The organism is Ureibacillus sp. FSL K6-3587, from assembly GCF_038593165.1.
Taxonomy (GTDB): domain Bacteria; phylum Bacillota; class Bacilli; order Bacillales_A; family Planococcaceae; genus Ureibacillus; species Ureibacillus suwonensis.
Map to the genome: position 1 here is coordinate 1379019 of NZ_CP151969.1, position 13658 is coordinate 1392676.

Genomic DNA, 13658 nt, shown 5'->3' on the forward strand with positions numbered 1-13658 from the left:
CTTGCTGCATCGAAAAATACATTCACAAAGTTTACGAGGGGGGAGAGAAATGCGTCTAGTTTCCATTTGTCCAAGCAATACGGAACTTGTAGGCTATTTAGGTTTGGCATCTTCTTTAGTCGGGGTGGATGATTATTCTGATTGGCCGAAAGAAATTGAACAATTGCCGCGATTAGGCGGAGATTTAAATATTGATATAGAAAAGGTGGAAGAGCTGAAACCGGATTTAGTATTAGCTTCCCTTTCCGTCCCTGGAATGGAACGGAATATTGAAGAACTGGAAAAACGGAAGATTCCGTATCAAATTGTGCCGAATCCAAAAACCCTTGCGGAAGTCGGGGAAACTTTACTATGCGTTGGTGAAATGACAAATACAGAGGATGAGGCAAAGAGGATTTATCAAAAATTTATGGATATGCTGGAGAAGTACCGGAAATTATCTCAACAAGTTGAACACAGGAAAACCGTTTATTTTGAATGGTGGGCCAAGCCGATTTTTACGCCCGGTGCGACAAATTGGTTGACGGAATTGGCTGAACTTGCTGGGGGAAAAAATATATTTGAAGATTTTCAAGAGGCCAATGTTCAAACAGAATGGGAAGAAGTAAAAAAGAGAAATCCGGATGTGTTTTGCATTGCATGGGTAGGTGTTGAAACAGAAAGAGTGAATCCAAAAGTGATAATGAAGCGCCCAGGAATTCAAGAAATGAAAAGCATTCAAAATAACGAATTTTATATATTGGAAGAGGCCTTATTTTGCCGTCCTTCTCCAAAACTGTTGCAAGGATTATGCAAGTTGGCGGCCCTTTTGCACCCGCAAATCTTTCCTCCTTATGATGGAAAGGATCCATTGCTTGGTGAAGAAGAAAAAGAAAATTCTTTATAGTATACTTTGGGGAACGGAAGGGGATTGGATATATCCTCGTTTAGAAGAGGCTGGGACAAAACTAGCTTCAAAATAGGAAAAAGGAGAATTTGAGCCAACTCAAATTCTCCTTTTTCCATTTCTCTCCATTATTTTTGGTCAGTTGATCTTTGTTGGCCGTGTATTTCCGTAAATTCACGGCCATTAAGGCAATCCCCATTTCATTTTCCACCTTCGATTTTCCTCGGACGGAAAATCGAGTGAAACGCAAATTAGCCTTCAAGAATCCAAAAACTGGTTCTACGTCCATTTTACGTTGACGGAAAATAGAACCTGCTTTTTCTTCTGAAAGCTTCGCTCTTACATATTCTTTTTGTCGTTCCCATTTTTCATTCACCATGACCTTTCGGTGATTGCCTTCCTTTGCTTTTGTGCATGATGAACGAAATGGACATCCTGAACAGTTTTCACATTCATAGATTTTCAATTCTCGTTTAAAACCGGTCTTATCGGTACGTACAGAACGATAACGGAAGGTTACTCGCTGCTGATTCGGACAAATGTAGGTATCACTTTCTTCGTCGTACATCCAATTGTCTGGATGAAATGGGTTTTGTTTATATTTCTTCTTTTGTTCTTTCTCATACATGGTATATGGAATAAGTGCCTCACATTTTCGATTCGAAAGGATGTCCTCATAGTTCTGTTCACTACCATAACCAGCATCTGCGACAATATATTTTGGCAATGGAAAATAATGCTTCTCAATCTCATTCAAGAACGGAATCAATGTACGTGTATCGGTAGGATTTGGAAAAATGCCATAAGCCAGTGCGTATTGACCTTCTGTTGCGATTTGTACGTTGTATCCAGCCTTCAATTGACCGTTTTTCATATAGTCGTCTTTCATTCGCATGAACGTCGCATCTAAGTCTGTTTTGGAATAACTATTCCGTTCACCCAAGATTTCGAAGTCTTTTTGATACTTTTGTTTACGTAAAATCAAGTCAATCAACTGTTTGTACACTCGCTTCGGATATTTCCGTTCGCTTCTTAATGCTTTTCGTTCTGTGGCATCGGGCGATGCTTCTATCTTTTGGTCATATTCCGTAATCACTTCATCGACTTGTTGCACCATTTGAGCGAGTTCTTCTACGGACAATTCCCCATCACTTTCCCGCTCCATTTCAGGGATGATTTCCTTCTCTAACAGTTCGTTGTAGAGCTGATTGGATTTTTCAATTAAGCTTTTGTTGTATTTTTCAATGGATTTTTTCCACACAAAAGTAAATCGGTTGGCATTCGCTTCAATCTTTGTACCGTCAATGAAAATTGCTTCTTGATCAATTAATTTTTCTTCCACCAGTTGGCAACGGAATTGGACAAAACATTGACGAATTAATTCTTTTACTTCCGGATGCACACGAAAACGATTGATCGTCCGATAACTTGGTTCATAGCCTTGTGCCAACCACATCATCCGAATACTGTCCTTTAAAAGGGCTTCAATTTTCCGACCTGAAAAGACTGATTGGGAATAAGCACACAAAATAATTTTTAGCATCATGCGTGGATGATAAGCAGGACAACCTGTATTTCGAAGAAACGGCTGAAAGGCTTCATCGGGGATACTTTCAACTAAATGGTGAATGTGGAAGGCAATATCATTTTCTTGTAATTTTATTTCTAAATCTAGAGGCAAAACTAATTGATTCATGTTATAATATTTGAACATAAGGACACTTCCTTTGATAAAATTTTTTGGGGTAGATACTTAAATTTTATCAGAAGATGTCCTTAATTTTTATTAAAAAAATAGTAATAGCCCATGAAATTTCATTCCAACATTTCATGGGCTGTTTCCATTTTAGAGGAGGGTTTTGTCCCAGCCTCTTTTTTTATTGGTCTTGTAGGATTAGATGGGAAGATTTTGGCTACCATTGGTTTTGAAAACAAATTTTTTGGGTAAGTCGCAAATAAATAAGCTTTGGAGATTCATTCAAACAAGGAAGGTAATGAGAGCGATGAAGGGAATTAAAATGTTTGTCATATTCGTCGGGTTTGTGTTCATATTATCCGCTTGTTCGCCCAAACAACCTCCGAAAGCCGTGGAAACCTCTTCGGGCAATAATCTGGAAGTCATTGCGAGCAATCTTCAAATACCATGGTCCATTGACAAGTCAGGAAACACTTTTTATTTATCGGAGCGGGTCGGAAATGTGGTGAAAATTGAAAATGGGCGGGTGGAAAGGCAGTCCGTCAATTTGGAAAAGCCCCTTTCCACAGCATCAGAAGCCGGTTTGTTAGGATTTGTCTTAGCCCCCGATTTCCAAGAGTCCAACAAGGCATTTGCATACTACACTTATACGGATTCCAAGGGGCAAATTAATCGCATCGTCCGGTTGAGGCTGGAAAATGATTCATGGGTTGAGGAAGAAGTGTTGCTCGATCACATACCGAGCGGGCCGGTTCATCATGGCGGAAGGCTGAAAATTGGCCCGGATGGCAAGCTTTATGCGACAGCCGGAGACGCATTGCAGTCATCCATCGCACAGGATGTAAATGCCCTTGGAGGGAAAATCTTAAGGCTCAATTTGGATGGTTCCATTCCTTCAGATAATCCTGTTCCGAACTCTTATGTTTACAGTTTCGGCCACCGCAACCCCCAAGGGCTCGCTTGGGCACCGGATGGAACCCTTTATGCAAGTGAACATGGAAATAGTGCCAATGATGAAATCAACCGGATTGAGCCGGGGAAAAATTACGGCTGGCCGGTCATCGAAGGGAAAGAGGAAAAGGAAGGCATGGTTTCTCCATTGTTTACATCCGGTTCCAATAAAACATGGGCGCCTTCGGGGATGGTCTATACAGATGGGAAGTTGTATGTTGCGGCATTACGGGGGGAAGCGGTGTTGGAGTTTGATTTAAACGCAGGAACAACAAAAGAAGTGATCAGCGGTTTGGGGCGGATTCGGGATGTATTCATTGAAGGGGATAATTTATACTTTGTAACCAATAATACGGATGGCCGGGGAAAACCGGGGGAAAATGATGACAAACTTTATCGAATGGCTTTATCAGAATTAAAGCCATAATGAAAAAAGGCTGTTGAAAAAGCGCGCCGCTTTCTAAACAGCCTTCCATTTTGCCGTCCGTCTTAAGATCTTTGATTCTCCATGATTTGTTGCATGTATTGATTGGACTCTTCCAAAGTCGTCATTGTATTCATCATTGAACATGCCGCGTCCAGGATAGGGAAAGCAAGGGCTGCACCGGAACCTTCTCCTAGCCGCATGTTCATGTTTAACATCGGCTCCAATCCCAATAATTCGCTGGCGATTTTTGCCCCAGGTTCTTCTGACATGTGGGATGGAATAATGTAATCCTTCACTTTTGGTTCCAATTGATAAGCGATTAATGCGGAAACAGTGGAAATAAAGCCGTCGATCACTACCGGAATGCGGTTGGCTGCGGCACTTAGCACGACACCGGCCATTCCGCCCAATTCCAATCCGCCCACTTTCGCCAAAACATCAATTGGATCATCAGGATTTGGTTGATTGATTTCTATTGCACGACGAATTACATCAATTTTATGTTGAATGCTATCGACACCCGCCCCCATTCCGGTTACTTCACCAGGGTCATAGCCAAAAAGAGCCGCTAAAACCGCACTGCTTGCTGTGGTATTGCAAATGCCCATTTCCCCGGTTGCTAAAACGTTGACCCCTTGTTTTACTTGATCATTGGCCACTTCGATGCCCACTTCAATGGCCCGGATGGCTTCTTCCCGTGACATAGCCGGTTCTTTGGCCATATTCGCAGTCCCGTATCGTACTTTTTTATTAATTACGCCAGAAGTTTCCGGCAAATCGGCATTGATGCCGACATCGACAGAAACCACTTTGGCTCCTGCCGCTCTTGCAATGGCGCACACACCGGTAAACCCTTTGGCGAAACCAATGGACTGCATCACCGTTACAATTTGAGGGTTATTGGATACATTTTCTTCATAGACACCGTGATCGGCGGCCAATGATATAACCGCTTTATTGGATACATCCAGCTCCAGTTTTTCCGTAATCCCGGCAAGTTGTACCGCGATTTGTTCCAATTTTCCTAAACTGCCTGGCGGTTTGCAAAGGGCATCCACTTTTTCCCTCGCCTGTTTCATGATTTCTTTGTTTACTGGTTGAATAGCTTGCAATGTTGATTGCAATAGTTCCATTTCAATTCCCCCATCAATTAATTTTTTCAATAATAAATAAAAGTCTGCAGTTTATTGGCATGCCAAATAAACTACAGACTTTACCATCGTACTGTATGTTTCAAGTAATCAGGCAGGTCTCCTGGCTCAGGTTCATCGCAACTATGGGCCTTCCCAGTTTCCCAGTGGCATATTCCATATTGCTCCCCCATACAGTGGTGGGTCCGCTAAAGATTCTCACTTTATTCCCTATTCTCCCATAAAGGGCACCTAATTACGTGGATATTCTTTTTCTAAATAATGTATGATGAAAATAAAGTTTCGTCAAGATGTTTTAAATCTTTTGCATGAAAAGTAAATTGAACGTTGGAATCGGTAGAAGCTGATTGGTTTGACGATCATCTATACAGTTGTATACAATTCGGGTGGTCATCTGTAAACATATGTATACATAGTTGCTGATACAAAGGTGGAGAAGGAGTTAGAACATGCATGCAGCGATAAAACTTTCAAAATATTTGAAGCCCTATAAGCATTTTGCGATATTGGCGCCAATCCTCATGATATTGGAAGTGGCAATGGATTTGATCCAGCCGACCATTATGCAAAAAATAATCGACGAAGGGATCGCGACAAAGGACCCAACACATATCATGGTGATGTTTGCTGCAATGATGGTATGTGCAATTATAGGATGGTTTGGAGGGGCGGGCTGCACGTATTTCAGTTCGAAAGCGGCCGTCAACTTTGCATCCGATATTCGGGCAGATTTATATGAAACCATCACCTATTTTTCTAACAGCAATAAGGACAAATTTACGTTGGGGAAACTGATTACGAACTTGACCAATGATGTGGAAATGCTGCAAAGGGCGTTAAACATGCTGTTGAAAATATTTGTCCGGGGCCCTTTCATGTTTGTCGGGGCTGTCGTGGTCGTCTTCTTTACGGCAAGAGATTTATTTTCCGTATTATTTTTTGTTGTCCCTGTCCTGATCGTCTGTTTATATGTGTTTATTAAATTATCGATTTCATTATTCCGGAAAGTCCAGGAAACGATCGATGTTGTGAATACCCGTGTACAGGAAAATTTATCAGGCATCCGTGTCATTAAAGCCTTTAACCGCATGCGCCATCAAGTGAAGCAATTTGCAGGTGTCAACGAAGAATTGGCGAAGCGCAATATGACCGCCGATCAAGTCATTGCCGCATTGACGCCGATCACGCAGTTTGTTGTCAATATCGGGATTGTTTTGGCGCTTATGCTCGGAGTAGTAAAGGTGGAAGCGGGCGCCATTGAAATCGGGGTCATTGTGGCCTTCATCAACTATTTGATGATGATCATGAACGGACTAATGAGCTCCAGCAACGTACTCATTCAAATCGCACGGGCCATTCCGAGCGCGGAACGTGTCGTTGTCGTGTTGGAGGAGCAGCGGGATATTATAAACGCGGAAAATCCGGTGAAAAAAGAAATCCGAGGAGATGTGCGATTTGAGAATGTAAGTTTCTCTTATAACAAACAGGTGGAACCGGTGTTAAAAAATATTACCTTTGAAGCGAAAGCGGGCAGCACGGTAGGAATCATCGGCATGACCGGCAGCGGGAAATCCACATTGATCAAATTGCTTGCCCGTCTAATGGATGTGGATGAAGGAACGATTTACATCGATGACATCCCGATCCGGCAATATGACATTGAAACATTGAGAGGCTCATTGGCTTTTGCACCTCAAAAAGCAACATTGTTTTCCACAACAATTGAAGAAAACTTGAAATACGGAAAAAGTGATGCAACAGAAGAGGAAATTCAAGAGGCACTGGTCGCATCGAATGCTTATGAGTTTGTGGAAAAACTGGATAAAAAAACACAACATGAATTGACCCAAGGGGCAACCAATTTATCAGGGGGTCAAAAACAACGGTTGGCCATGAGCCGTGCATTAATCCGGAAACCGAAAATTCTGGTTTTGGATGATACAACTTCAGCAGTGGATAGTATTACGGAAAAAGTGATCCGAAAAAATATGAAGGAAGCGCTTGAAGGAAGCACGAAGTTTATCGTTTCATCTAAGATTTCTTCGATTAAACATGCCGATCTCATCCTGGTTTTGGAAGATGGACGCATTGTGGCACAAGGAACCCACGAAGAATTATTGAAAACAAGTGAACATTATAGAGAAATTGTTGCAACTCAAGTTGAAAAGGGAGGTGTGCTCTATGAATAGATTGCAGGAATCCCTTTCCGGCAGAGGCCGTGGTCCGGGCAGGGGTCATGGGCCGGCTGCAAAGGCAAAAAATCAAAAGGCCACCCTCAAACGGATTTGGAGTTATTTAAAGAAACAAAGGATAAGCATTATCAGCGTCATTTTTCTTGTTGTGATTACATCCATATTAAATATTTTAGGACCTTTTATGATTGGATACATTATCGACCATTATATTTTGCCTCTCGATATAAAAGGGACTGTCCGAATGGGACTATTGCTTGCCGCCATTTTCATTTCATCTTCCCTTTTTACTTGGTTGCAAACCTTTATCATGATTCGGGCATCATTAAAAACCATTCAAAATTTGAGACTTGAGCTGTTTGAAAAATTGCAGTCATTGCCCATTCCGTTTTTCCACCAAAAACAGCAAGGCGATTTGATGAGCCGCATGACAAACGATATCGACAATTTGAATTTCGCCCTTTCCCAAAGCGTTATTCAAATTATATCGTCTATATTATCGCTTGTTGGAACAGCCATTGCGATGTTGTATTTAAATTGGATTCTGGCGATTGTGACTCTTCTTGTGATTCCATTAATTGTTTTCGCAACAAAGCAAATTATCAAACGGAGCAGCGTGAATTATCGGAATCGCCAACGGGATTTGGGAAATCTGAATGGATATATTGAAGAAACAATCTCCAATTCGGAAATTGTGACTCTTTTCGGGAAAGAACAACAGACGATTCAACAGTTCGGTCAAGCAAATGAAAAACTGCGCCATTCCGCGATGCGCTCAGAAATTGTATCCGGTTTGTTGGGTCCGACGAATAACTTTATCAATAACCTTGGGCAAGGATTAATCATTGGAGCAGGTGCGGTTTTGGCGGTGAACTCCCTTGTTTCGGTGGGGGTGATTGCCTCTTTCTTAACTTATGCAAGACAATTTTTCCGTCCAATCAATCAATTATCGAACTTATTGAACACCTTTCAATCGGCCATCGCCGGTGCAGAAAGGGTATTTGAAATATTGGATGAACCGGTTGAAGTGATGGATTCCCCACATGCCCTTCCCAAACGTCCATTGGAAGGAAATGTGGAATTCCGCAATGTCAGTTTTCATTATGTAAAAGATAAGCCGGTATTAAAAAATCTTTCTTTTAAAGTGAATGCCGGTGAAATCGTTGCCCTTGTCGGTCCGACGGGTTCAGGAAAAACAACGATTGTCCAGTTATTGAGCCGATTTTATGATGTGACAGGCGGGGAAATCTTGATTGATGGTGTGAATATAAAATCCTATTCCATGGAACATTTGCGGGATTCCATTGGCGTCGTGCTGCAAGATACCTACTTATTTTCCGGAACGGTGAGAGAAAATATCCGGTTCGGGAAACTGGATGCGACGGATGAAGAAGTGGAAAGGGCGGCAAAAATCGCATATGCCCATTCGTTTATTAAATATTTGCCGGAACAATATGAAACCATCATCGAATCGGGCGGCAAAAACTTGAGCCAGGGACAAAGACAACTCATTGCCATTGCCCGGGCCATTTTAAAAGACCCCGACATTTTAATTTTGGATGAAGCGACTTCCAGCATCGACACAATGACCGAAGTGCATATCCAGAAAGGATTAAATAATTTGATGAAAGGCCGTACCAGCTTTGTCATTGCCCATCGTTTAAAAACCATCGAAAGTGCCGACCGCATATTGGTCATTAAAGATGGGGAAATTGTTGAGCAAGGAAACCATGAATCCTTAATGAAATTGAATGGATTTTATGCCCAATTGCAAAAACAATCCCTTCAAGGAGAATACCTTTAAAAATGGCTGCCCCCTATATATCTGTGGGGCGGCTTTTTTCAATGAAGGAAGAAATACTTGCTGCAACTTGTTCGGGTTCATTTGCAACCGTTTTTTTATATTAACGATGAGAAACGTGCCATCGTTGAATCTAGAAAGATTTACATTAAAAGATATCAATATTCTTTACTCATACAAGCCCTCCTTCCAGCGTATAGTAGTGCAAAAGGTTGCAAAAGGCGGTGTAGTAGATTTGAAACGATGGATTGCACTAATTGTCATTTTGCTCTGCTGTTTGTTGGTGGTGATGTATGAGACAAGCGCGTCAGATAATCGATTTTTCCTTCCGGAGCCACTTGGAGGGGTGAGAATCGTGATCGATGCAGGCCATGGAGGAATTGATGGAGGCGCATCGGCGGAAAATGTAATTGAAAAAGATGTTACACTGGCAATTGCAAAAAAAGTGGAAAGAAAATTAAAACGTTTGGGTGCGGAAGTGGTCATGACAAGAACAACGGATGGAGACGTGCTTTCGGAACATGCACCTAGCGAAGAATTTGCCACTTTACGGGAGAGGAAAAAACAAGATATCTTTTTACGGGAACAGATTGTAAAAGAAAACGATCCTGATATTTTCATCACCATCCATGCAAATGCAATCCCGGAAGAAAAATGGAGAGGCGCACAAGTGTTTTACCATAAAGAAGGTCACCCAAACAGCGAACTGCTTGCGAAAGCCATCCAATCTTCCATTAAGGAAAAGCTGCAAAATACCGATCGGGAAGCTTTAGCCATCAAACAAATTTACTTATTGAAAAAAGCGGAAGTTCCAGCTGTTCTTGTGGAAACGGGATTTTTGAGCAATCCGGAAGAAAGAGCCTTATTATCAGATGGAAAATATCAAGAAAAAATGGCGGATGCAATTGTGGACGGAATTGAAAACTATGTAAATTTGGAGATTGAATAAGCGGTGTAAATATAGCTATTAATAGTCAATCGGTGTGTTATACTTATACTATCATCGGAAGCATATATAGGGGAGTGTTTAACGTGATTAATGAACAACAAGTCCGCGAAATTGTAGGACAACTGGAAGACCCGTTTTTACATAGAACGCTGAAAGAAACAAACGGTATCGTCAATGTATCAATAAAAGAAGAAAAAAATCATGTAAGCGTTAAAGTGGCGATTGCCAAAACAAATACGCCGGAACAATTGCAATTGCAGATGAAAATCGTTGAGAAGTTAAAGGAAGCCGGCGCTTCCACAGTTGGAATTCGATTTGAAGAACTGCCAGCTGAAGTCATTGAAAGTTTCCGCGGAAAAGCGACAGAAGAAGAGACGCATGATATTTTATCGCCTTTATCCACAGTAAAAGTGATTGCCATTGCATCAGGGAAAGGCGGCGTCGGAAAATCTACCGTATCCGTCAATTTGGCGGTTGCTTTAGCACGTTTAGGAAAAAAAGTGGGCTTGGTCGATGCGGATATTTATGGATTCAGTGTTCCTGATATGATGGGAATCGAAGAAATGCCAACTGTAAAAAATGATCGGATTTATCCTGTGGAACGTAAAGGGGTTAAGGTCATTTCCATGGGATTCTTTGTGGAAAACAACGCACCGATCATTTGGCGCGGGCCAATGCTGGGAAAAGTGTTGGATCAATTCTTACGCGATGTTGAATGGGGAGATATCGACTATCTTCTATTGGATTTGCCGCCGGGAACTGGTGACGTAGCGCTGGATGTTCACCAAGCATTGCCAGCTTCAAGAGAAATCATTGTCACAACTCCACATCCAACAGCGGCATTTGTCGCAGCACGTGCTGGAGCAATGGCGGTTCAAACGAATCATGAAGTGCTTGGCGTTATTGAAAACATGTCTTGGTATGAGTCAAAATCCGGCGAGCGGGAATATGTCTTTGGCAAAGGCGGAGGACAAAAACTTGCGGAAGAATTGCGCACGGATTTATTGGGACAAATCCCGTTAGGACAACCTGATTGGAATGACGAAGATTTTGCACCTTCCATTTACGAACCAGACCATCCAACGGGCAAAATTTATATGGATATTGCTCAAAAAGTGATTGATAAATTGGAACAATAAAAGATAAGAGCGAATTGTGAAAACGCTGAGTTTTCCAATTCGCTCTTTTTAAACATCGTTTTATCAACTGTATTAGCTGCCTCCACCATCTTGTCCTTGCCCTTCTTGTCCACCACTTTCTTCTTTTCCTTTTTCTTTAGAACCACCGGATTCACCGCTCTTTTTAATCAACTCTTGCCATTTTGTTTGCAGTAATGGACTTTCAATTGTTTCCATTACCACTTTTTCAATCTCTTTCCTCAATTCCGCGCTTTTTAGGATAGATTCCAATTCTTTCTTCATCTCAGGCTGTCCAAAGAAAGAAATCAAGTCTTCTTGAAAGGACGCATCTTTCATCAATTGCTTCATGATTTCGGTCTGCTGTTCTTTCATGCTTTTCGCCATCGATTCCTTAAACTTCGGATCTTCAAAGGTCTTTTTCCAGAAATCGGAAGCCTGATCTGACATCAATGAGTTGTTGATAGCTGTTTCCACTTCGTCATGCTCAAGCACCACCAGTTCCCTGAAGCTGGGATCTTCTAATAATTGCCGTATCGCCTTTTTGCCCTCTTCTGTTTGAATCGCATCAACAACGATTTTTTTCACTTCTTCATAAGAAGGTTGCGCATTCGGTGATTCAGAACAACTCGCAAGCAAAATCAATATCAACAACAGGGTTAACAATCGATTGAACAGGGGATTATTCACCTTTCTCAGTCCTTTCTATATAAAGGCTCTATTTTTCATTATTGTTCACATTTCTCTTAATAAATATGTACATGTTTAGAACTTGGATAGCTTTTTTAAAAAACCATTGATAAAATAATGATTAAAGTGAAAAAAATAAGGGGAGCATTATTGTGACAATACGAAATTGGTTTAAATTTTTCTTGATGTGTATGCTCATAGGCGGTATCGTCACAGGCGTGGCAGGTCTCATCATTCGTTGGAATTTTTTTAATGATTACTTGGCTGCAGGAGAAATCGGAGAATTCCTTGCTGCTTTTCTTTGGATGATTTTTTTGGGCTTCACCATGAGCGTAATTGCTCAAGCAGGCTTCTTTGCTTACTTGACCATTCATCAAATTGGGGTTGGCGTTTTCAGAACGTTAACGTTATGGAACTGGGTACAAGTTTTGCTGATGATTGTCGTTATAGGAGATTTGATTATTTTCCGCTTTGCCCCTGCCGCTGAAAATGTGAAAGATTGGCTGTTTTATATCGGTTTGCTGATACTCCTGATTTCCGGCGCAATTGCAACAGCAATCAAAAAAGTCCAATTGACCGGCAAAAAGCATATTTTGATATCGGCAATGTTCTTTATGATTGTTATCACATCATTAGAATGGATTATTCCTTTGATGGGACGCAAAGGCAATATTGATACATATGTTGCTTTGTTGTTGTTCCCTTTGGTGGCTGTAAACGCTTATCAAATATTAGCTTTGCCAAAATACAATAAAAAATCAGATGAAGACCGTAAAAAATTAGAGGAACGAAAAAAAGCGAGACAACAGAAAAAGTTGAATATGAAAAATATTGCAAACGAGTCAAAATGAAGATGCTTCCGCTGTTTAAAAAAGTCTGAAGAAGCAATAGAAAAACTGTCCGGAAAAAGTTCCGGGCAGTTTTTTAACCCTTTTGGACAATTTTTTCATAAACGTTGATTACCAGGCAGATACATTTATTTTAGTTGTAAATAATACAGCTAAGGGGATGGCATCCATTGTCATGGCATTTTTGTGGATTTGATGGAATAACCGAAAATGTTTTCTTCCAAAGAGATAAATTTATGGGTTTTCATGAATTCAGAGAGTTTTTTAAAATCGGGCTTCGTTTGTTCGTGGAGTTGAATACTAACGATGGCCCCTTTTACGTCGTTGTATTTTTTTCCTTCGTCGTATATGTGGGATGGTGATAATAAATTAATTTCTTCATTAAAAACTGCCTGCTTCAGATTTTCGGGAAATTCATAATCCCTTGTCATAAACCATAGCGGTTTCTTGCCAAAATATTTCTCGTAAACTTCCACTTCCTTTTTGAAGGCTTCTATGCTATATTCTTCTTTGCCCAATCCCCCCAACAAACCAGCGGGAATGTTTTTCTTTTGTATCACTTCCACCAGCTTAGGGGAACGCTCAATCCAACTTGCATCCAGCATTAAGATTGGATAGGGCGCATTGAGAGACTCCAACCATTCAGGGAATCCATCATGGGTAAAAGAAATCTCTATTATTAATGATTGTCCGTAATTCCCTTTTGATATGACAAGAGGTTCATCGGTCATTCGAAAAACGGAAATCAATGAATTTTTCTGTGGATAAACCAAAAAGATAATTGCCATTATAAATAGTGCAATGAACAATTTACGAAACATCAGTTTGTCCCCTTTTTATCTGATTTTATTGAATGAAAAATCGTTCCTAAAAAAACTTATGAAAAAGTGTTGACTTTCATGATTGACAGATGATATTATGGAAAAGTCGT

Annotated in this window: 11 protein-coding genes and 1 riboswitch; of the genes, 7 read left to right on the top strand and 4 right to left on the bottom strand. The window is 40.9% G+C overall.

The window, feature by feature from the left end; all coding sequences use genetic code 11:
* Nucleotides 1-49: 49 nt before the first annotated feature.
* Nucleotides 50-886 carry a cobalamin-binding protein gene (locus NSS77_RS06790; RefSeq protein WP_342470920.1) on the top strand — a complete coding sequence of 279 codons (837 nt, stop codon included), beginning with the start codon at nt 50-52 and terminating at the stop codon, nt 884-886.
* A 67-nt stretch (nt 887-953) separates the two neighbouring features.
* On the opposite strand, the gene NSS77_RS06795 is transcribed toward NSS77_RS06790, so the two are convergent.
* Entirely contained in the window at nt 954-2600 is a 1647-nt protein-coding gene (locus NSS77_RS06795) for an IS1182 family transposase (protein WP_342468433.1), read from the bottom strand.
* Between the two features lie 289 nt (nt 2601-2889).
* Here NSS77_RS06795 and NSS77_RS06800 point away from each other — a divergent pair, with 289 nt between their 5' ends.
* On the top strand, nt 2890-3960 hold the full coding sequence (locus tag NSS77_RS06800; protein WP_342470921.1) for a sorbosone dehydrogenase family protein: 1071 nt from the start codon (nt 2890-2892) through the stop codon (nt 3958-3960).
* 62 nt (nt 3961-4022) lie between these two features.
* On the opposite strand, the gene cobT is transcribed toward NSS77_RS06800, so the two are convergent.
* On the bottom strand, nt 4023-5093 hold the full coding sequence (gene cobT / locus NSS77_RS06805; RefSeq protein WP_342470922.1) for a nicotinate-nucleotide--dimethylbenzimidazole phosphoribosyltransferase: 1071 nt from the start codon (nt 5091-5093) through the stop codon (nt 4023-4025).
* Nucleotides 5094-5186: 93 nt separating this feature from the next.
* Nucleotides 5187-5361: riboswitch (cobalamin riboswitch) on the bottom strand.
* 199 nt (nt 5362-5560) lie between these two features.
* On the opposite strand from cobT, the gene NSS77_RS06810 reads away from it, so the two are divergent.
* The 4 genes from NSS77_RS06810 to NSS77_RS06825 all read left to right on the top strand — a co-directional run bounded on the left by NSS77_RS06810 (nt 5561) and on the right by NSS77_RS06825 (nt 11192).
* Nucleotides 5561-7300 (top strand): ABC transporter ATP-binding protein, encoded by a 1740-nt coding sequence (locus NSS77_RS06810; protein WP_342470923.1) that lies wholly within the window; start codon nt 5561-5563, stop codon nt 7298-7300.
* Entirely contained in the window at nt 7293-9107 is a 1815-nt protein-coding gene (locus NSS77_RS06815; RefSeq protein ID WP_342470924.1) for an ABC transporter ATP-binding protein, read from the top strand. The genes NSS77_RS06810 and NSS77_RS06815 overlap by 8 nt, the downstream gene beginning before the upstream one ends.
* A gap of 232 nt (nt 9108-9339) precedes the next feature.
* Entirely contained in the window at nt 9340-10053 is a 714-nt protein-coding gene (cwlD, locus tag NSS77_RS06820; RefSeq protein WP_342470925.1) for an N-acetylmuramoyl-L-alanine amidase CwlD, read from the top strand.
* Between the two features lie 83 nt (nt 10054-10136).
* A complete protein-coding gene (locus NSS77_RS06825; protein ID WP_342470926.1) occupies nt 10137-11192 on the top strand; it encodes a P-loop NTPase in 1056 nt (351 codons plus the stop codon).
* Nucleotides 11193-11264: 72 nt separating this feature from the next.
* Here the strand turns inward: NSS77_RS06825 and gerD are convergent, their stop codons facing one another.
* Nucleotides 11265-11879, bottom strand: coding sequence for a spore germination lipoprotein GerD (gene gerD / locus NSS77_RS06830; RefSeq protein ID WP_342470927.1), 615 nt, complete (start codon nt 11877-11879; stop codon nt 11265-11267).
* Nucleotides 11880-12031: 152 nt separating this feature from the next.
* On the opposite strand from gerD, the gene NSS77_RS06835 reads away from it, so the two are divergent.
* Entirely contained in the window at nt 12032-12730 is a 699-nt protein-coding gene (locus NSS77_RS06835; RefSeq protein ID WP_342470928.1) for a KinB-signaling pathway activation protein, read from the top strand.
* A gap of 170 nt (nt 12731-12900) precedes the next feature.
* On the opposite strand, the gene NSS77_RS06840 is transcribed toward NSS77_RS06835, so the two are convergent.
* A complete protein-coding gene (locus NSS77_RS06840; protein WP_342470929.1) occupies nt 12901-13548 on the bottom strand; it encodes a hypothetical protein in 648 nt (215 codons plus the stop codon).
* Between the last annotated feature and the right edge of the window lie 110 nt (nt 13549-13658).